The sequence below is a fragment of the Pseudomonas moraviensis subsp. stanleyae genome (assembly GCF_036283065.1).
Taxonomy (GTDB): domain Bacteria; phylum Pseudomonadota; class Gammaproteobacteria; order Pseudomonadales; family Pseudomonadaceae; genus Aquipseudomonas; species Aquipseudomonas stanleyae.
Genome location: NZ_JAADJI010000015.1, coordinates 12,512 through 31,146, shown reverse-complemented (window position 1 = coordinate 31,146; position 18,635 = coordinate 12,512). Strand labels below are relative to the sequence as shown.

General features: G+C 60.2%; 16 protein-coding genes, 2 tRNA genes and 1 pseudogene. 6 read left to right on the top strand and 13 right to left on the bottom strand.

All coding sequences use genetic code 11. The annotated features are described in order from the left end of the window. Window positions 1-117 precede the first annotated feature (117 nt). Window positions 118-315 (top strand): hypothetical protein, encoded by a 198-nt coding sequence (locus GXB78_RS24960; RefSeq protein WP_253499713.1) that lies wholly within the window; start codon window positions 118-120, stop codon window positions 313-315. Here the strand turns inward: GXB78_RS24960 and GXB78_RS24955 are convergent, their stop codons facing one another. Continuing rightward, window positions 316-741 (bottom strand): PA3611 family quorum-sensing-regulated virulence factor, encoded by a 426-nt coding sequence (locus GXB78_RS24955; protein ID WP_007908738.1) that lies wholly within the window; start codon window positions 739-741, stop codon window positions 316-318. A 190-nt stretch (window positions 742-931) separates the two neighbouring features. Between GXB78_RS24955 and GXB78_RS24950 the strand changes: the two genes are divergently transcribed. From GXB78_RS24950 to GXB78_RS24940, 3 genes are all read left to right on the top strand, one after another. Beyond that, window positions 932-1,678, top strand: coding sequence for a tRNA-uridine aminocarboxypropyltransferase (locus tag GXB78_RS24950; protein WP_329517420.1), 747 nt, complete (start codon window positions 932-934; stop codon window positions 1,676-1,678). 223 nt (window positions 1,679-1,901) lie between these two features. Beyond that, a complete protein-coding gene (gene erdR / locus GXB78_RS24945) occupies window positions 1,902-2,552 on the top strand; it encodes a response regulator transcription factor ErdR (protein ID WP_329517419.1) in 651 nt (216 codons plus the stop codon). Window positions 2,553-2,626: 74 nt separating this feature from the next. Beyond that, window positions 2,627-2,989: a diacylglycerol kinase gene (locus GXB78_RS24940; RefSeq protein WP_016771411.1), complete on the top strand. Its 363-nt coding sequence runs from the start codon at window positions 2,627-2,629 to the stop codon at window positions 2,987-2,989. On the opposite strand, the gene GXB78_RS24935 is transcribed toward GXB78_RS24940, so the two are convergent. Further along, window positions 2,986-3,912 (bottom strand): LysR family transcriptional regulator, encoded by a 927-nt coding sequence (locus GXB78_RS24935; RefSeq protein ID WP_329517418.1) that lies wholly within the window; start codon window positions 3,910-3,912, stop codon window positions 2,986-2,988. The genes GXB78_RS24940 and GXB78_RS24935 overlap by 4 nt on opposite strands. 132 nt (window positions 3,913-4,044) lie before the next feature. On the opposite strand from GXB78_RS24935, the gene fpr reads away from it, so the two are divergent. Then, window positions 4,045-4,824 (top strand): ferredoxin-NADP reductase, encoded by a 780-nt coding sequence (gene fpr / locus GXB78_RS24930; protein ID WP_007908723.1) that lies wholly within the window; start codon window positions 4,045-4,047, stop codon window positions 4,822-4,824. A 181-nt stretch (window positions 4,825-5,005) separates the two neighbouring features. Here the strand turns inward: fpr and tsaA are convergent, their stop codons facing one another. From tsaA to rimO, 6 genes are all read right to left on the bottom strand, one after another. Further along, a complete protein-coding gene (gene tsaA / locus GXB78_RS24925) occupies window positions 5,006-5,704 on the bottom strand; it encodes a tRNA (N6-threonylcarbamoyladenosine(37)-N6)-methyltransferase TrmO (RefSeq protein WP_329517417.1) in 699 nt (232 codons plus the stop codon). 165 nt (window positions 5,705-5,869) lie between these two features. After that, window positions 5,870-6,640, bottom strand: coding sequence for an SDR family oxidoreductase (locus GXB78_RS24920; RefSeq protein ID WP_329517416.1), 771 nt, complete (start codon window positions 6,638-6,640; stop codon window positions 5,870-5,872). 197 nt (window positions 6,641-6,837) lie between these two features. Beyond that, on the bottom strand, window positions 6,838-7,305 hold the full coding sequence (locus GXB78_RS24915; RefSeq protein ID WP_329517415.1) for a YehS family protein: 468 nt from the start codon (window positions 7,303-7,305) through the stop codon (window positions 6,838-6,840). 69 nt (window positions 7,306-7,374) lie between these two features. Beyond that, complete coding sequence (locus GXB78_RS24910) at window positions 7,375-8,085, bottom strand: rRNA pseudouridine synthase (protein ID WP_329517414.1); 711 nt, start codon at window positions 8,083-8,085, stop codon at window positions 7,375-7,377. Window positions 8,086-8,276: 191 nt separating this feature from the next. Then, window positions 8,277-8,750 (bottom strand): GNAT family N-acetyltransferase, encoded by a 474-nt coding sequence (locus GXB78_RS24905; RefSeq protein ID WP_329517413.1) that lies wholly within the window; start codon window positions 8,748-8,750, stop codon window positions 8,277-8,279. 431 nt (window positions 8,751-9,181) lie between these two features. After that, entirely contained in the window at window positions 9,182-10,519 is a 1,338-nt protein-coding gene (rimO, locus tag GXB78_RS24900) for a 30S ribosomal protein S12 methylthiotransferase RimO (RefSeq protein WP_310406802.1), read from the bottom strand. Window positions 10,520-10,868: 349 nt separating this feature from the next. Between rimO and GXB78_RS24895 the strand changes: the two genes are divergently transcribed. Further along, window positions 10,869-12,710 carry a potassium transporter Kup gene (locus GXB78_RS24895; RefSeq protein ID WP_371857548.1) on the top strand — a complete coding sequence of 614 codons (1,842 nt, stop codon included), beginning with the start codon at window positions 10,869-10,871 and terminating at the stop codon, window positions 12,708-12,710. A 198-nt stretch (window positions 12,711-12,908) separates the two neighbouring features. Here GXB78_RS24895 and GXB78_RS24890 read toward each other — a convergent pair. From GXB78_RS24890 to GXB78_RS24870, 5 genes and pseudogenes are all read right to left on the bottom strand, one after another. Next, a pseudogene (locus tag GXB78_RS24890) lies at window positions 12,909-13,222 on the bottom strand (DUF3077 domain-containing protein). 747 nt (window positions 13,223-13,969) lie between these two features. Continuing rightward, window positions 13,970-15,265, bottom strand: coding sequence for a virulence factor family protein (locus GXB78_RS24885; RefSeq protein WP_329517412.1), 1,296 nt, complete (start codon window positions 15,263-15,265; stop codon window positions 13,970-13,972). Next, a complete protein-coding gene (gene mprF / locus GXB78_RS24880; protein WP_329517411.1) occupies window positions 15,265-17,904 on the bottom strand; it encodes a bifunctional lysylphosphatidylglycerol flippase/synthetase MprF in 2,640 nt (879 codons plus the stop codon). Before mprF ends, GXB78_RS24885 begins: the two co-directional genes overlap by 1 nt. Window positions 17,905-18,183: 279 nt before the next feature. Then, window positions 18,184-18,260, bottom strand: a tRNA-Met gene (locus GXB78_RS24875). 220 nt (window positions 18,261-18,480) lie between these two features. Further along, a tRNA-Met gene (locus GXB78_RS24870) sits at window positions 18,481-18,557 on the bottom strand. Window positions 18,558-18,635 lie beyond the last annotated feature (78 nt).

Sequence of the window (18,635 nt, the reverse complement as noted above, 5' to 3'; positions counted from 1 at the left end):
ACGTGTCGCGAAGGGCCATCACTCTGATTTACTCAAATACAGATGTCGCAAGACAACCTTGCGTTTGCGCAAGGCCAGGTAATTCAAGGATTCGTGGGTGGCAAGGAGGCGGGATGCATGGCCAGAGTGATTCTGGAGATCGATACGCAGCTGTATCGAATGTTGCAAGAGTCGGCCAAGACCAATCAATTGAGTCTCGAGGAAGAGTGCTGCCGACGATTGGCCGGCGGCGAGCGTCGCTCGCGCTATCTGCAGGCTCTGGTGGCGGAATTGCGCGCCGAGGATGAACAGCGGCGCGCTAACGCTTCGCGCTGATTACTTTTTCTTCGCAGGTGCAGCTTTCGGGCAATCGGATTCCTGGTAGCTGGCCGAGCCGATCGCTTTGTTGGTTTTCACTTCGGTGAAGTCGTAACGCATGATCGCGCCCTTGGCCATCAGCTTGCGGTACGACGGGTTGTTGCACACCGACGCGCCCAACTGGAAATACACAGCCTTGGGATCGGCGCGCATCTTGTCGGCGTGGCTCTTCTGCACGCTCAGATGGTTGATCAGCTGCGTACCCTCGACGGTGTAGCCTTGATCAAGAATGTCTTCATTGATTGCCCGTGGCGTGCCGACGCTGCTTTGGGCGGCGACGTTGCGCAGCTCTCGGTTCAGATTCTGCTCACTCAGGGACGCAGCCTGAGCGGTAAAGGACGACGCCAGCAGAATGGCAGCGGTGGGAACGATAAGGCGCAGCATGAAACTCTCCTGATTCGGTGACTGGTTGGTTCGACCCGTCACGGGGCGGTGCGTTCAGTGGCGGCGAATTATAGGGGAGCCGGTCTGGACGGTACAGGCTTGTGGCCGTCGCTCTGGTAAACTGCCGGCCTTTATTGCCCTGCCGAGTGTCATTCGTGTCAAGTTTCCCTGTCTGCCGGTGTCGCCTGCGATGAACCATGCCCCCAACGCCGTGGCCCGCCTGCGCGATCAGCGCGAAGACGAAGGCATCAAGCCGATTCAGGCGCGCGGGTTCCGCTCCGAGCGCTGCCGTGATTGCCGAGTGATCATCAGCCATTGCCTGTGCGCGTGGCGGCCGAGCGTCGACACCCGTTCCGGCGTGTGCCTGATCATGACCGGCAAGGAAGTATTCAAACCCAGCAACACCGGCTGGTTGATTGCCGACGTGGTGCGCGACAACCACGCGTTCATCTGGTCACGCACCGAGCCCGATCCGCAAATGCTGGCGCTGCTCAACGACTCGCAATGGCAGCCGTATCTGGTGTTTCCGGGGGAATATGTCGAACCGTCGCGGGTGACCAATACGGTGACAATCGATAGCTGCAAGCGTCCGCTGTTCATTCTGCTCGATGCGACCTGGACCGAGGCGCGGAAGATCTTCCGCAAGAGTCCGTATTTCGACCGCTTGCCGATCCTCAGCCTGCTGCCCGACAAACTCTCGCGTTATCGCTTGCGCCGTTCCACCCGTAGCGAGCACCTGTGCACCGCTGAAGTCGCGGCGTTGTGCCTGGAACTGGCTGGCGACAGCGCTGCCGCCTCGGCGCTGGACGCCTATTTCGATGTGTTCAGCCAGCATTACCTCGGTGCCAAGCAGCAACTGGACATGAATGAATCGACTCCCGCGCACGCCGAGCTTTTGCCTTATATACGAAAGCCGCAGCCGGAGTTGGCCCGATAGTGGCCCATACTGTCGACAGCGCTGGCCATCTTGCTTGACCACCCCGGCTTCGCTGGGCATGCTTGGCGCCGTTCAGGGAGCGGCCAAGGTTTGCAACGCCGTGTTTGCTGTTGATTGGCGTTGAACGTGCCCCTGTGGACAGCGCTTCGAAGCGCTGTCTCGAGTTGCTTTGGCCAGAGCGGAATGCACCGCGTCTGCCATCAAAAACAGGATCATTTGAAAAATGGCCACATACGACATCCTGATTGCCGATGATCACCCCCTGTTTCGCAGCGCCCTGCACCAGGCGGTGACGCTGGGCCTTGGCCCGGATGTGCGGCTGGTGGAAGTGGCGAGCATCGCCGAACTGGAAACTCGCCTGACCGAAAAGGCTGACTGGGACCTGGTCCTGCTGGATCTGAACATGCCTGGTGCCTACGGTTTTTCCGGGCTGGTGCTGCTGCGCGGGCAGTATCCGCAGATTCCGGTGGTGATGGTCTCGGCCCAGGAAGAAGCGTCGGTGATGGTCAAGTCCCGCGAGTTCGGCGCCAGTGGCTTTATTCCCAAGTCCAGCGACCTCAGCGTGATTCAGGAAGCGGTGCGCAAAGTGCTCGATGGCGACGTGTTCTGGCCACCGCAAGCCTTCGAAGCGGTGAGCGTGTCGGATGAGGCGAAAGCCGCCAGCGATGGTCTTGCCAGCCTGACGCCGCAACAGTTCCGCGTGCTCACCATGGTCTGCGAAGGTCTGCTGAACAAGCAGATAGCCTATGAGCTGAGCGTGTCGGAAGCGACCATCAAGGCCCATGTCACGGCGATCTTTCGCAAATTGAACGTGCGCACTCGCACGCAAGCGGCTTTACTGCTGCAACAACTTGAGTCAATTCCGAGCCAATAACGGCCGGCGATTTCACGCTTTTTTGACTTTTGTTGATCTAGCTTCCCCACTCCTTTTTGGTTGGTTTCTTCCTTATGTCACCTTTCAAGGGCCAGACCGGCCTGAAACGCATCCTCAACGCGTCCGGCTATTCGCTCGATGGCCTGCGCGCCGCCTTCACCGGCGAAGCGGCGTTCCGTCAACTCGTACTGCTCAATGTCGTGCTGATTCCGCTGACATTCTTCCTCAATGTCAGCCGTGTCGAACAAGCGGTATTGATCGCTGTTTGCTTGCTGGCGCTGATTGTCGAGCTGCTTAATTCGGCGGTTGAAGCGGCGATTGATCGCATCTCGCTGGAATTGCACCCGTTGTCGAAGAATGCCAAGGACATGGGCAGCGCCGCGCAGTTCGTGGCGTTGAGCATGATCGGACTGGTGTGGGCGGTGATTCTGCTTTAAGCGATGGTCGGCAAGACGATCTCGTCGCTGCGCTGCACCCCGGCGGTGAATGCGCGGCACAGCTCGAGGAACTCGCGCATGGCCGAAGTCTGGTACTTCTGTTTGTGCCAGATGAAATAGAACTGCCGCGCCAGGTCCAGATCCGGCGTCTCGACCGGCACCAGACTGCCGCGGCGGAAGGCATCGCGCAGCGCCAGCCGCGATATGCAGCCAATCCCCAGGCCTGATTCCACCGCGCGTTTGATCGCTTCGGTGTGTTTCAGCTCCAGACGAATGTTCAGCGCGCTGCGATGGTGGCGCATGGCTTGATCGAAGGTAAGGCGCGTGCCGGAACCCTGTTCGCGGAGAATCCACGCCTCGTGGGTCAGCTCTTCCATCGTCGCGCTGCCGCGCTTGGCCAACGGATGCTGCGGCGCGCAGAACACCACCAGTTCATCTTCGACCCAACTCTGCACTTCGATGTCGGGGTGGCTGCAATCGCCTTCTATAAGACCCAGATCAATTTCATAGTGGGCGACTTGTTGCACGATATTCGCAGTGTTCTGCACGTGCAGCTTGACCTGACTTTCCGGGTGGCGCTGCATGAAGCTGCCGATCAGCAGGGTCGCCAGGTAGTTGCCAATGGTCAGCGTCGCCCCCACGGATAAAGAGCCGAAACCGGATTTGCCATTGAGCAGGTCTTCGATTTCCTTGGCCTGATCGAGCAGGGCCACCGCTTGCGGCAACAGTTGTTTGCCGAGGGCGTTGAGGCTCAGGCGTTTGCCGGCACGGTCGAACAGCTGGCAACTGGACTGGCGCTCAAGCTCGGTGATCGAAGTGCTGGCCGCCGATTGCGAGAGGTTGAGCAGACCCGCAGCACGGGATACGCTTTCCTGCTGGGCGACGGCGACGAAAACTTGCAGTTGACGGAGAGTAAATCGCATATCGATATAACCGATAACCCTTATCTTAATAATCCAGTTAACAGATATTGTCGTCGCTATTAGAATGCGATGCAATTGCGCACGTTAAGCCTCAACGAGCCGCGCAGACCAATCTCCAGGAGTCAAACGTACATGAGCAACATGAACCACGAGCGTGTCCTCAGTGTTCATCACTGGAACGACACTCTGTTCAGCTTCAAGTGCACCCGCGATCCGGGTCTGCGCTTCGAGAACGGTCAGTTCGTGATGATCGGCCTGCAACAGCCCAACGGCCGCCCGCTTATGCGCGCTTACTCGATCGCCAGCCCGAACTGGGAAGAGCATCTCGAGTTCTTCAGCATCAAGGTACAGGACGGTCCGCTGACCTCCCAACTGCAGCATTTGAAGGAAGGCGACGAGATCATCATCTCGAAGAAGCCTACCGGCACTCTGGTGCTCGACGACCTGAACCCGGGCAAGCATTTGTACCTTCTGAGCACCGGCACCGGTCTGGCGCCGTTCATGAGCGTCATTCAGGACCCGGAAACCTACGAGCGCTTTGAAAAAGTGATCCTGGTTCACGGCGTACGCTACGTCAACGAAGTCGCCTACCGCGAATTCATCACCGAGCACCTGCCGCAGAACGAGTTCTTCGGCGAAGCGCTGCGTGACAAGCTGATCTACTACCCGACCGTGACCCGCGAGCCTTTCGAAAATCAGGGCCGCCTGACCGACCTGATGCGCAGCGGCAAGCTGTTCAGCGACATCGGCCTGCCACCGATCAACCCGCAGGACGACCGCGCGATGATCTGCGGCAGCCCGAGCATGCTCGACGAGACCAGCGAAGTGCTCGACAGCTTCGGCCTGAAGATCTCGGCACGGATGCGCGAGCCGGGTGATTACCTGATCGAGCGTGCGTTCGTAGAGAAGTAAGCACCACAGAGAGCCCCCATTGCCTTGCAGGCAATGGGGGCTTTTTTATGCCCGATACATTTCCCCATGTTTGCGAAAATCTCCTGTAGGAGCTGCCGAAGGCTGCGATCTTTTGATCTTGTTTTTCAAGGCAAAATCAAGAGATCGCAGCCTTCGGCAGCTCCTACATTGACCGCGAGCATCAAGCCCCAGCCGGGATGACTTCCAGCACGCAAATCTGCGCAGGCGTCGGATAATGCCAGCGCACGTCGAGATCCCAGAACTGCGCGCCATATTCACGTTCCGGCGCCGGTGTCTGATACGCCGGACGCGGATCCTGCGCCAGGCACTGTTCAATCAACGCAACCAAGGGCTCATCCAGGCGCTGTGCGTGTATGTGCGCCTGTTGCAGCGCCGAGTTCGCCCACTGCACGTCGATCAACTGCGGCGACGCGCTGGCGATGTGGTTGGTCGCGCCCGGGATGATATCGGCGTACGGCACATAGGGTTTGATATCCAGCACCGGCGTGCCGTCGAGCAGATCGATCCCGGAAATAAACAGCCTATCGGCTTCGACCCTGTCCAGTTTCACCACCGACTGGCCAATGCCGTTCGGCCGGTGCGTCGCGCGGGTGGCGAACACGCCCATCGACTTGTTGCCGCCCAGACGCGGCGGGCGCACCTTCAGGCGTGGCTTGTCTTCCAGGGCCTGATGGAACAGAAACAATAGCCAGACGTGACTGACCTGCTCCAGCCCCTGCACGGCGTCACCCTGATCGAACGGCGCGACCAGTTCCAGCACGCCACGGGCAGCCGGGGCCAGTTGTGGCTGGCGGGGAATGGCGAACTTCTCCTTGAAACAGGAGCGCACGAAGCCGATGGGGGAGACGCTGTAAGTCATGGTCTGGGATCGAAGCGGGGTAGGGCGGGCATGATAACCCGGCTCGCTTCAAGTCTGGTGCTGACATGGCTGGCCTCTTCGCGAGCAGGCTCGCTCTCACAGTGGATCTATGTCGGGCACAAATCCTGTGGGAGCGAGCCTGCTCGCGAATGCCGCACCGCCGACCTACAGGCTGAACCCACCATCCAGCGGAATGATATTCCCGGTCATGTAAGCCCCGGCGGTACTCGCCAGGCTGATCGCCAGCGCCGCCATCTCTTCCTCACGGCCCCAGCGCTTCATCGGAATCAGCGCCGTATCGTCAGCCAACGCTTGCTGATCGTTACCAATATGCTGGGTCATCTTGCTCGGAAAGCGTCCCGGCGCAATCACGTTGACGTTGATGTGCTGGCTCACCAGTTCCCGGGCGAGAATTCGCGACAGCTGATGCAGCGCCGCTTTGCTCGGTCCATAGGCGTAAGCCTGCTCGCCAAACGAAGAAATCCCCGCCACCGAACCGATATTGATGATCCGCGCCGGATTTGCCGCCGAGCCCGCCTTGCGCAGCAGCGGCAAGAACTGCTGGATGCAGCTGAACACCGAGGTCACGTTGAGCTGCATGACTTTCTCCCAGCCCTTGACCGGATAGCTCTCCAGCGGCGCGCCCCACGTGGTGCCGGCGTTGTTCACCAGAATATCCAGATGAGTGATCTGCTCGCCCAGGCGCGCGGCCAATTCGCGCACGCCGTCTTCGGTGGCAAGATTCGCCGCCATGCCGTGGCAAGTGCCCAAGGCGCCAAGTTCTTCGGCGGTTTGATGGCAGGCTTCGACGTCGCGCGAGCACACGTAGACATAAGCGCCCGCCTCGACGAAAGCCTTGGCGATCATTTTGCCGATACCACGGGTGCCGCCGGTCACCAGAGCGGTGCGGCCTTGCAGGGAAAAGTAGGGATGCATGGCGAGTCCTGAGTGCTAGAGATCAATACACCCTAGTCGTCAGTCGCGAAAAGCGGAGCCACTATTTTTGCAGGGAATGAGGGGCCATGCGGCCAGCTTCGAGTTGCAAGCGGCAAGCGGCAAGCGGCAAAGTAAAAACAGTACTCCGCCTTGCCGCTTCTAGCTTCTAGCTTGCAGCTTGCAGCTTGCAGCTGCTATCAGGCTCTCACGCGCAGCGTGAGCCCTTTGAGGAAGTTGCGCAGCAACTGATCGCCGCACGGGCGATAGTTGGTGTGGCCGACCTTGCGGAACAGTGCGCTCAGTTCAGGCTTGGATACCGGAAACTCGGCGGCCTTGAGGATCGCGTGCATGTCGTCTTCTTTCAGTTCGAAGGCCACGCGCAGCTTTTTCAGGATGATGTTGTTGGTCACCGGCACTTCGATCGGCTGCGGCGGACGACTTTCGTCCTTGCCGCGTTTGAAGATCACCAGGCCATCAAGGAAGTGGGCGATGACTTCGTCCGGGCAGCGCACGAAACCTTCTTCGTCTTCTTCTTTCTTGTCGAGCCAGGTCACCACGTCGGCGAGCGCTACGTCCATGCCGCCGAGTTTGATGATCTCGACGACTTTCTTGTCGCTGATGTCGAGCATGTAGCGCACGCTGCGCAGTACGTCGTTATGAACCATGTCGGTAATCCTGATGCGTTGTGGGCAGCGCTCGCGAGCGCTGCCGGAATGTGTGGCGGCAGGGAAGTCTCAGAACTTCTCTTTGCCGGACAGGTAGCGCCATTGGCCAACCGGGACCTTGCCGATCGAGACGCCGCCGATACGGATGCGGCGGATGCCGATGACCTTCAAACCAACCGCCTCGCAGAACTGCGCGATGATTCCCGGCTGCGGGTTTTTCATGGCGAAGCGCAGACGGTTTTCGTTCTGCCAGCTGGCCTTGACCGGCGGCAGCTCCTTGCCCTTGTGCGTCAGGCCGTGTTGCAGGCGGTTGAGGCCGTGGGCAGCCATCTCACCTTCGACTTCGACGATGTATTCCTGCTCGATCTTCGCAGCATCCGCGGTGAGCTTGCGGAGGATTTTCCAGTCCTGGGTGAACACCAGCAGACCGCTGGCTTTGGGTTGCAGGTCGGCGCTGGCGGTCAGGCGCAGGAAATGCCCGCGCAACGGACGCTTGCCGTAGCGGTGCTCTTCGCTGAGGGTTTCGGCGCTGAGCGACTGCATGGCAGTGTCGACATCCATGCCGGCGGGCGCATTGAGCAGGATGGTCACCGGCTCCGGCGCGGTGGCCTTGGCGTCCTTGTCGAGCTCGACTTTCTGCTCGCCAACCTTGAATTGCGGCTCATCGATGACTTCGCCGTCCACAGTGACCCAGCCGCCCTCAATGAACAGCTCGGCCTCCCGGCGGGAGCAACCGACCAGTTCGATGAGGCGTTTGGAGAGGCGAATCGGGTCAGTCATGACAGGGCCGTAACAAAAAAGGGGTGGGCATTGTACCTGTGTGGAAGCGGTTAAGCCCGGTTCCATTTGCAGGCGCTGTATTCAATGTGGGAGCGAGCCTGCTCGCGAAGGCGTCCTGCCAGTCTATGTGTGCAGTGACTGGTACACCGCATTCGCGAGCAGGCTCGCTCCCACAGGGGTTCCATGGTGTGTCAGCCGGTGCTTGAGCGCTGCTGGGACTGTCGCAAACGCATATGCAGCAACGGGTAGGGCTGGCCCATGCCATCGACCTCGGAGCGTCCGATCACCTCGAAGCCCTGTTTCTCGTAAAACCCCAGCGCCTGCGGGTTCTGTTCGTTGACGTCGAGTTCGTCGGCGTTCAGCCGTTCGATCGCATATCTGAGCAACTGTTTACCTAAACCACGGCCACGATGGTCGGGATCGATGAACAGCATTTCGATCTTGCCCGCCGCCACTCCGGCAAACCCGGTGATGCGCTGTTGGGGATCTTTGGTGCAGATCAGCATCACCGCGTCGAGATAGCGGGTAAGCACCAGATTGCGCAGCAGCTCGATGTAACTGTCCGGCAGGAATTGATGAGTCGCACGGACCGAGGCCTCCCAAACCCGGGTCAGTTCTTCGTAATCGCTGATTTTCGGTGTGTGAATGACCGGATGCTGACGCATGTGCGTGTGCCTCTTGTGCGGTTCAAGGGAGTCCGTCCCCCGCTAAACGATAGCCGCAAAAAAGCCCCGCATCTCGGAAAAAGAGCGGGGCTTTTTGTATTTGTTGCGGTGTCTGGCTGGCTGTCCGTGTTGCCTGCAAGAGCTTTCCCCCTCAACCCAACCCTCTCCCCCAGAGGGGGCGAGGGGAAGGGAGCTGATCTTCGTGCTGTTCAAAACCTGAGTTCGACTCGATATTTCAAGTCGCCGCAATTCGAAAGAACACCTCGATCAGTCCCACTCCCTCTGGGCGAGGGAAAGGGAGCTGATCTACGTGCTGTTCAAAAGCCTGAGCACGACTCGAACGTTCAGGTCGGTGCAGCACGCAAGAACACCTCGATCAGTCCCCTCTCCCTCCGGGAGAGGGCTAGGGTGAGGGGCTTTTGATCTTCAGATCAGATCTGCTCAGCCCACAGGTCATACTCGTCAGCGTCAGTCACCTTGCACCAGACCTTGTCGCCAGGCTTCAGGTTGCTGCCATTGTCGATAAACACGTTGCCATCGATTTCCGGTGCATCGAAGAAGCAGCGGCCGACCGCGCCTTGTTCGTCAACCTCATCCACCAGCACTTCGATCTCGCGACCAATGCGCATTTGCAGACGCGCCGAGCTGATCGCCTGCTGGTGCGCCATGAAGCGCTCCCAACGATCCTGCTTGACCTCGTCCGGTACCACTTCCAGATCCAGATCATTCGCTGGTGCGCCGTCCACCGGCGAGTACTGGAAGCAGCCAACGCGGTCGAGCTGGGCTTCGGTCAGCCAGTTGAGCAGGTACTGGAAGTCCTCTTCGGTTTCGCCCGGGAAGCCGACGATGAAAGTTGAGCGGATGATCAGGTCCGGGCAGATTTCGCGCCAGTTCTTGATCCGTGCCAGGGTCTTGTCTTCGAACGCCGGGCGCTTCATCGACTTCAGCACTTTCGGGCTGGCGTGCTGGAACGGGATGTCCAGGTACGGCAGGATCTTGCCGGCGGCCATCAGCGGGATGAGCTCGTCGACGTGCGGGTACGGGTAAACGTAGTGCAAGCGGACCCAGACGCCCAGGGTGCTCAAGGCTTCGCACAGCTCGGTCATGCGGGTTTTCACCGGCGCGCCGTTCCAGAAGCCGGTGCGGTACTTCACGTCAACGCCATAGGCGCTGGTGTCTTGCGAGATCACCAGCAGCTCTTTGACGCCGGATTTGACCAGGCGCTGGGCCTCGTCGAGCACATCACCGACCGGGCGGCTGACCAGTTTGCCGCGCATCGACGGGATGATGCAGAACGAGCAGCTGTGGTTACAGCCTTCGGAAATCTTCAGGTACGCGTAGTGGCGCGGGGTCAGTTTGATGCCTTGCGGCGGCACCAGGTCGATCAGCGGGTTGTGATCCTGACGCGGCGGCACCACTTCGTGCACAGCGTTGACCACTTGCTCGTACTGCTGCGGACCGGTCACGGCGAGCACGCTCGGGTGCACGTCGCGGATATTGCCTTCTTCCACGCCCATGCAGCCAGTAACGATGACTTTGCCGTTTTCCTTGATCGCTTCGCCGATCACTTCCAGCGACTCAGCCTTGGCCGAATCGATGAAACCGCAGGTGTTGACGACTACAACGTCGGCGTCCTGATAAGTGGACACCACGTCATAACCTTCCATGCGCAGCTGGGTCAGGATGCGCTCGGAGTCGACCAGTGCTTTCGGGCAACCCAGAGATACAAAGCCAACCTTTGGATTGGCCGGCGCAGGAGTGGTGGACATGTCTAACCTCGGTGTTTTGTGACGTCGCTTGCATCATGCGCAAACCGACGGATGGGCACTTAGGGCGCGCCTCTGATCAAAAAGTGCGCAATTCTAGCGGCGGGCAACGCACTTGACCAGCTTTATACGGGGAAATACGACGAGTGCTGCGCTATGCTTCGCGCCGTTGAGCTTTACCAATTTCGTGCAGTCAATCATTGGTCTGTAACAACAGGTAAAACAGCGCATGCTGCAATACAAAGCATAGTGCTTCCTTCAAAGAAGCCGGTATCGAGATCAGGAGTGTTGGATGGGTCAGGCAAGTAGTCATGCGGCGGGCGCCGAGGGTTCGGCGAGCAGACCGCTGAGCATGCTGGTCGCGGCGGTCGGGGTGGTTTATGGCGACATCGGCACGAGCCCGTTGTACACCCTCAAGGAAGTGTTTTCCGGCGGCTACGGTGTGCCGGTCAATCACGACGGCGTGCTGGGCATTCTGTCGTTGATCTTCTGGTCGCTGATCTGGGTGGTCTCGATCAAATACATGATGTTCGTCCTGCGCGCCGACAACCAGGGCGAGGGCGGCATCATGGCCCTCACTGCACTGGCACGGCGGGCAGCGGCGGGGCGCAAGCGTCTGCGCACGCTGCTGGTGGTCTGCGGGCTGATCGGCGCGGCGCTGTTCTACGGCGACAGCATGATTACTCCGGCGATCTCGGTGTTGTCAGCGATCGAAGGCCTCGGCCTGGCGTTTGATGGCATCGACCATTGGGTGGTGCCGCTGTCATTGGTCGTGCTGGTCGCGCTGTTTCTGATTCAGCGCCACGGTACCGCGCGGATCGGCATCCTGTTCGGGCCGATCATGGTCACCTGGTTCGTCGTCCTCGGCGCCCTTGGCGTGTACGGCATCAGCCATACCCCGGAAGTGCTGCACGCGATCAATCCGATGTGGGCGGTGAATTTCTTCATCGTGCATCCGGGCATGGGCGTGGCGATTCTCGGCGCCGTGGTGCTGGCGCTGACTGGTGCCGAAGCGCTGTACGCCGACATGGGTCACTTCGGCCGCAAGCCGATCGCCCGCGCCTGGTTCCTGCTGGTGCTGCCGGCGCTGGTGCTGAATTACTTTGGCCAGGGCGCGTTGCTGCTGGAAAACCCGGACGCGGCGCGTAACCCGTTTTATCTGCTGGCACCAAGCTGGGCGCTGATTCCGCTGGTCGGTCTGTCGACCTTGGCCACGGTGATCGCCTCGCAAGCGGTGATTTCCGGCGCGTTCTCCCTGACCCGTCAGGCGATCCAGCTCGGCTACATTCCGCGCATGTACATCCAGCACACCTCCAGCGACGAGCAGGGCCAGATCTACATCGGCGCGGTGAACTGGGCGCTGATGGTCGGCGTGGTGCTGCTGGTGATTGGCTTCGAATCCTCCGGCGCTTTGGCCTCGGCCTACGGCGTGGCGGTGACCGGCACCATGCTGATGACCACCATTCTGGTCTCGGCGGTGATGCTGCTGCTGTGGAAATGGCCGCCGATCCTCGCGGTGCCGGTGCTGCTCGGCTTCCTGCTGGTCGACGGCCTGTATTTCGCCGCCAACGTGCCGAAGATCGTTCAGGGCGGCGCCTTCCCGGTGATCGCCGGTATCGCCCTGTTCGTGCTGATGACCACCTGGAAGCGCGGCAAACAACTGCTGGTCGAACGCCTCGACGAAGGCGCGCTGCCGCTGCCGATCTTCATCAGCAGCATCCGCGTGCAACCGCCGCATCGCGTGCAGGGCACCGCCGTGTTCCTCACCGCACGCTCCGATGCCGTGCCGCACGCGCTGTTGCACAACCTGCTGCATAACCAGGTGCTGCATGAGCAGGTGGTGTTGCTGACCGTGGTCTACGAAGACATCCCTCGCGTACCGCCATCGCGGCGTTTTGAAGTTGAGGCGCACGGGGAGGGCTTCTTCCGGGTGATTCTGCACTTCGGCTTCACCGACGAGCCGGACGTGCCGCAGGCGTTGAAACTGTGCCACCTCGAAGACCTCGACTTCAGCCCGATGCGCACCACCTACTTCCTCAGCCGGGAGACAGTGATCGCTTCTAAACTTGAGGGCATGGCGCGTTGGCGTGAGGCGTTGTTTGCGTTCATGTTGAAGAATGCCAATGGCAATTTGCGCTTCTTCAATCTGCCGTTGAATCGGGTGATTGAGTTGGGAACGCAGGTCGAAATGTAAGCTTGGCCCCAACCCGAAAAGCCCCCGTCAGCCTTGTGGTTGGCGGGGGCTTTTTTGTGCATGCACATAAACCTTCAATCCACCGCATATCCCTGTGGGAGCGAGCCTGCTCGCGAAGGCTTAGTGTCAGTCGAAGCATGTGGTGGCTGAACCATCGCATTCGCGAGCAGGCTCGCTCCCACAGGGTATTGGGTTGAATCAAGAGGTGCGTTCAGACAGATCAGCTTCAGATTCAGTCTTCGTGCGCGCAGGTCGTGGGATCAACGCCTGAATCACATCATCAATCAAGGCCTTGCCCATCACCGTCAGGTAATGCGCCGCCCAGGCATGACGGTCGGTGTCTCTGATGAAGGCAGCATCCTCGGCGAAGGATTTGGCGAGGGATAGCAGGTCGGAGGATTGGGACAAGGCATCGATGATCGGGATGCCGGCGCGGACATTGAAGAACGCTTGATCCGCGTTGTAGAGGAAAGGGGTGAAGCGATGGTTTTAAGATCAGATGGATTATTCATTGTCAGTTCCCTTGATTTCGAGAGCTGCCGCATCCGATACCAAGCGAATGGGTGGCAGCTGTGCGCAGGTTGGTAAACCGGGGAATCAAGGAAACCGGCACGCCCGAAAGCGTCCCACGCACAGCTGCCATAACACAGGGGCTCGGACGGGATACGCCTGAGTCGTGTCGGGTGCGCTGTTGCGCCTTATTCCACCGGGTTACCAAGCCCGATCGCTGAATGGGTCAGCGACATCCGGAGAGTATCCCGTCAAAAAACAGCGCAATAGAGCGGCACAGCGCCCGAACACGAGTTTCGGAGTTTGCCTACAAGGTCCGTGGGCGTCATCTGATATTGCGAGACTGGAAGTAAACGATACTAAACGTCTGACACGAACTGGCGTGTGCAAATGAGCGAGGCATGTATGACGGCATCCTCGGAACAAGAAAAGCATGATGATCTCGAGAACCTTCGAATTGAAGCCGAAGCGATGGAGCGATTGATCAACCTCGATCCGGCTCAAGCAATCAGTCAAGACGATATGCGGGCAAGATACGCTTGCCGGGACTAACGATTATTTGAGTCCAGCGCAATTCCCCTGTGGGAGCGAGCCTGCTCGCGAAGGCGTAGTGTCAGTCGACGAATCTGTGCACTGGTTCACCGCATTCGCGAGCAGGCTCGCTCCCACAGGGGATTTACGTGGCTGCTGGAATGTAAAAGCCCCTGCAACTGCGAAGTTGCGGGGGCTTTTTGTGGGTGTGGCTCTGATCACTCTTCAGCGACCGAGTCCTTGCTCTGACGCTTCTGGATCAAGTCCACCAAACGCTTGGCCAGCGCAGGATAGTTCTCATCGAAGTGATGACCACCCGGCAGTTTCAACGCCTCGCCGACAGCAGTCTTGTCCGTGCAGCCACTCTCATCCGTCTCTTCTTCACCATAGATGCACACAACCTTCGCCGCTGGCAGCTTGGCCATTTCCGGGCCGGTGGCGGCTTCTTTGCCGGCGTTGCCGAGCCAGCCTTCGACTTCGATTTCGAAGCTGCCGGTGCGGGCGAAGGCGAGCAGGATGATCGCGTCGACGCGTTGCTGTTCGTTCTCTGGCAGGCGGTTGTAGATCGCTGGCAGAACGTCCGCGCCGAACGAGTAGCCGGTGAGGATGAAGCGTTTGGTGCCCCATTTCTGCCGGTAGTGCTGCATCAGTTCGGTGAGGTCCAGGGCGCTTTGTTCCGGGCTCTTGTGCTGCCAGTAGTAGCGCAGGGTGTCGATGCCGACCACCGGGTAGCCGATCTTGGCCATTTCACCGGCAACGTCACGGTCGAGGTCGCGCCAGCCGCCGTCACCGGAGAGGAACAGGGTCACGGTGTCGTTGGCCTGCCCGGCTGGGACTTCCACGACCGGGATCGCCAGGCCGCCGTTGGCCTTGTCGCCGCCGACGAGGATTTTGCGCAGTTCGTTGTTCAGCACTTGCGGCAGGTTGATGTCGTAGTCGCTGATGCTGGTTTCGGCGTTCGGCTGATCGCGCACGAAACCTGCACTGGCGTCGTCGGGGTTGTCGTTCCACGCCACCAGCCAGTGGCCGTGGGCGGCGGATTTCGGCAGCAGGTGGGTGCAGCCGGGTTTTTCCAGGGCCAGATCGACGGAGATGGCCTGCGCCTTGTCGTCCTTCTGTTCCGCCAGCCAGCGCCACGCCAGCACGGCGCCCGGGCCGATGCCGCTGACCAGAGTGGCCGGGCCGTTCAGTTCGCGCAGGCCCGATTGCAGGGCGCGGCTTTGCAGCAGGCAGTCCTTGGGCAGAATCACCTGAACGATCTGCGCCGAGGCGCTGCGGCTCAGGGTGGTCAGTTGTTTTTCAGAGAGTTTCTGGTCGTCGTTGACCGCGACCAGCACCTGCGCCTTGGGCTTGGTGCCCGGGATGACGCGGGTCATGGCGGCGCCATCGGCCGGGGTCAGTTGTTCGACGGTCGGTTCCGGTGCCGGGCGTTTGAGGTACCAGTAACCGCCGCCGGCAATCACGGCCAGCACCAGGAGGGCGGCCAGGATGTACTTCAGGGAGCGTTGAATCATCAGCGTTTCACCAATCCAGTCAAGCCGCCCGCGATCAGGGCAGCAGTGTCGGCCAGCGCCACGAGCGGATCGAGTCCGGCGGGCACGGCCATATAACGGGGTTCCCAATCAGGCTGGAACTTGTCTTTGAAGCGGCGCAAGCCTTGGAAGTTGTACAGCTGCTCACCACGGCGGAAAACCATCGAGCCCAGCCGCTGGGTCAGCGGTGCGCCGCGCCGGGGCTGCAACCCCGACAACGGCACCATGCCCAGGCTGAAGCGCGCGTATCCGTGACTCTTATAGTGTTGAATCAGGCCGACCATCATGAATTCCATGGTCAGCTTCGGCGCTTCCGGGTGTGCGCGCATCAGGTCGAGACTGGCCAGATCGTGGCTGTAGGTCTCGAGCAGATTGGCGAACGCCACCGGGCGGCCTTCAAAGCGAATCACCGCAATGCGGAAGTGCTTCAGGTAATCGTCGCTGAAACGGCCGAGGGAGAAGCCTTTCTCGCGCACGTTCTTGCCGGTCAACCAGGCATCGGAAATGACCTTCAGCTCATCCATCGGCGCCTGACCTGGCTCATGGATTTCCAGCGACAGACCGTCGCGGGTGCCCCGGTTCCAGGTGTAGCGCAGGTCCTTCATCTCCTTGCCCTTGGCTTCCAGATCGAAGCGCAGCAGATCGACCCGGGCTTCTTCGCCGAGCTTGATCGCAGTCAGGCCGATGTCCATGTAGTACGGCAGGTTCTCCGCGCGCACTTGATAGAACACCGGGCGCGTGTGGTGGATGTCGCAGAGGTCGCGGAACTGCCAGATCATTTCCGCCCGTTGCTGGCTCGGCCCGATCGGGTCGTACAGCGCCACCAGACTGCGGCCACGGCGGGCGTACATCAAAAACGCCTCGTCGTTGGGGTGAAACAGCAGTGCCTTGTCACCGGTCAGCGCGAGGCCGCCGTCGGGTTGCGACGAGGCCATGAGAATTTTCGCCGCGCGATCCAGTTCGTCTGGCGTCGGCAAATGAATCACTGGACGCGCGGTGCGCAGCAGCCAGGTCAGCGAAACCACCAGCAGCAAAACGGCGGCGCCTAGCAGCGAGCGCAGGCCACGCGGCGCATCAGCGTCGAGGGTGAACTGCCACCACAGTTGATGGCTGTAGGGCACGTCCTGATAGGCGAACAGCAATAGCCAGGCCGACGCCCCAAGCACACACAGACTGGCGACCAGATACAGCGGCGAAAACGGCAGTTCGGTCAAACGACTCGGGCGGTAGAAGGAGCGGCGGAACACGCCCAGCAATGCCGCCGTCAGTGTCATCAGCGTGGCTTCTTCCCAGTCGAAGCCTTTGAGCAGCGAGAGCAGGGCGCCGACCAGCAGCAGGATGGTGGTCAGCATCCACGCCGCCGACAGGCGCCGGCGCAGGCCTTGGGCGAGCAACAGGCAGAGCACGCCAATCAGGCTGGCGCCGAAGTGCGAGGCGTCGACCAGTCGATGCGGAATCAGAAAACCGATGTGCTCCAGGCGCGTGTCGATCTCCGGGGTCGCGCCGGAAAACAGCAGCACCACGCCCGACAGGAACACCAGCACCGCCAGAATCGGCGCCGCCAGACCGGACGCGGCGCGCATGGTCTGGGTTTGAAACAGGCGTTGACCTTCGTTGATCAGCAGCAATACGCAAGCGACCAGCAGCGGCAAAACTACATAGATCAGGCGATACAGCAGCAGGGCAGCAGCGAGCGGCGCGGCGCCGAGCTTGTCGGCAAACGCGGCGAGCAGAATCGCTTCGAACACGCCAACACCGCCCGGTACATGACTGAGCACACCCGCGGCCAGGGCCAACAGGTAGACCAGCAGGAACGGCGCAAACGGCGGCGCTTCCGGCAGCAACAAATACAGAACGGTGGCGGCAGCCGCGACATCGAGGGCGGTGATCACCAGTTGCAGGAAGGTCAGGCGCCGGCCCGGCAGGCGCAAGGTGCGCCGACCGGCGCGGACCAGCAGATTGTCGGGGTAGGGTTGTTCCGGCAGACGACGGCGATAGATGCCGATCGCCAGGACAGCAGCGAGGATCAGTACCGCAGCAGCGACGGAGCCGAGCAAGACTTCGGACAATCCCAGCGCTTGCGAGGCAGCGGGCAGGTTGCTCAGGGTTGCCAGCGCAGCCAGCGGCGGCAAGGCGCAGCCCAGCGAGAGGCTGGCGAACAACGTCATGTGCGCGACGTCCGACGCACCGACGCCCAATCGCGCATATAAACGATAACGCACCGAGCCGCCGGACAGCAGCGACAGGCCAATCGCATTGCCGATGGCAAACGCGGTGAAACCGCCGAGGGCGAGCGTGCGCGGCGGCAGCTTCACGCCAGCGTAGCGGCTGGCCGACCATTCATAGCCAAGCAGGATGATGAAACCGACCACGGTCGCGCCGATGGCGCCGAGCAGGGCCGGTTTCGGCACGTCGAGAATCGAGTCGTGCAGCGCATAGAGATCGAGCTCGGCGAGCAGATGGCGGCAGGCAATCAGGGCAATGGCAAACAGCAGCAACGTCACCGCCAGACCGATCGGCTGACGGTATTTGCTTAACCGATCCAGCCAGCGCAAACGCTGAGGTTTGATCGGTTGTTCTGCTGTAACGGTGTCTTGTGGATCAGACGAGTTGGCGCGCATCAATCACCTCTTGGATTGTGCGCGACAGGATGGAGGTATCCAGCCAAGTTACCAATCCCTGTAGAAAAAAATAATCACAAAATACTACGCCTCTCGTCGGGCATCGGCGAGGGCAGTTCCTGGATTGCAGAAACCCTGTCTGCGACTCAAGCATAGTCGCAACACAGTACTTCCGATGATCCCCAGCGGTTCACTGCACAGTGACAGATCATTGTTGCGAAAGGACTTTTTCGACAGATACAAAAAAGGCCACTCTTTCGAGTAGCCTTTTTTGATGTTTGGTTGCGGGAGCCGGATTTGAACCGACGACCTTCGGGTTATGAGCCCGACGAGCTACCAGACTGCTCCATCCCGCGTCTGTGTGGCGGCATTCTACAGGCGAACGGCGAGGTGTCAACCGCTAATCCTGGAAAGGATCAAATAACTGCGAAATCGCGGCAAACGGTTGCAGGCGCGCGTTAAGTTTCGGAAATGCAAAGAAATCCTGTTTGTCTCTGCCGGTGTCGCATCACGCTGGTCAGACAAAACAGGCGCGCACAAAAAAGGCCACTCTTTCGAGTAGCCTTTTCTGATGTTTGGTTGCGGGAGCCGGATTTGAACCGACGACCTTCGGGTTATGAGCCCGACGAGCTACCAGACTGCTCCATCCCGCGTCTGTGTGGCGGCATTCTACAGAGGTTCACGAGTGTGTCAACCTTCGATCTGGATAAATCTGTTGAGGTTCAAGCGCT

Excerpts from the sequence above, each read along its gene's own strand:
- GXB78_RS24955 (WP_007908738.1), bottom strand. The coding sequence starts at position 741 with ATGCTGCGCCTTATCGTTCCCACCGCTGCCATTCTGCTGGCGTCGTCC.
- GXB78_RS24940 (WP_016771411.1), top strand. The coding sequence starts at position 2,627 with ATGTCACCTTTCAAGGGCCAGACCGGCCTGAAACGCATCCTCAACGCG.
- GXB78_RS24885 (WP_329517412.1), bottom strand. The coding sequence starts at position 15,265 with ATGATTCAACGCTCCCTGAAGTACATCCTGGCCGCCCTCCTGGTGCTG.
- GXB78_RS24905 (WP_329517413.1), bottom strand. The coding sequence starts at position 8,750 with ATGCGTCAGCATCCGGTCATTCACACACCGAAAATCAGCGATTACGAA.
- erdR (WP_329517419.1), top strand. The coding sequence starts at position 1,902 with ATGGCCACATACGACATCCTGATTGCCGATGATCACCCCCTGTTTCGC.
- GXB78_RS24935 (WP_329517418.1), bottom strand. The coding sequence starts at position 3,912 with ATGCGATTTACTCTCCGTCAACTGCAAGTTTTCGTCGCCGTCGCCCAG.
- GXB78_RS24950 (WP_329517420.1), top strand. The coding sequence starts at position 932 with ATGAACCATGCCCCCAACGCCGTGGCCCGCCTGCGCGATCAGCGCGAA.
- fpr (WP_007908723.1), top strand. The coding sequence starts at position 4,045 with ATGAGCAACATGAACCACGAGCGTGTCCTCAGTGTTCATCACTGGAAC.
- GXB78_RS24960 (WP_253499713.1), top strand. The coding sequence starts at position 118 with ATGGCCAGAGTGATTCTGGAGATCGATACGCAGCTGTATCGAATGTTG.
- GXB78_RS24895 (WP_371857548.1), top strand. The coding sequence starts at position 10,869 with ATGCTGGTCGCGGCGGTCGGGGTGGTTTATGGCGACATCGGCACGAGC.
- GXB78_RS24920 (WP_329517416.1), bottom strand. The coding sequence starts at position 6,640 with ATGCATCCCTACTTTTCCCTGCAAGGCCGCACCGCTCTGGTGACCGGC.
- rimO (WP_310406802.1), bottom strand. The coding sequence starts at position 10,519 with ATGTCCACCACTCCTGCGCCGGCCAATCCAAAGGTTGGCTTTGTATCT.
- GXB78_RS24910 (WP_329517414.1), bottom strand. The coding sequence starts at position 8,085 with ATGACTGACCCGATTCGCCTCTCCAAACGCCTCATCGAACTGGTCGGT.
- GXB78_RS24915 (WP_329517415.1), bottom strand. The coding sequence starts at position 7,305 with ATGGTTCATAACGACGTACTGCGCAGCGTGCGCTACATGCTCGACATC.
- mprF (WP_329517411.1), bottom strand. The coding sequence starts at position 17,904 with ATGCGCGCCAACTCGTCTGATCCACAAGACACCGTTACAGCAGAACAA.
- tsaA (WP_329517417.1), bottom strand. The coding sequence starts at position 5,704 with ATGACTTACAGCGTCTCCCCCATCGGCTTCGTGCGCTCCTGTTTCAAG.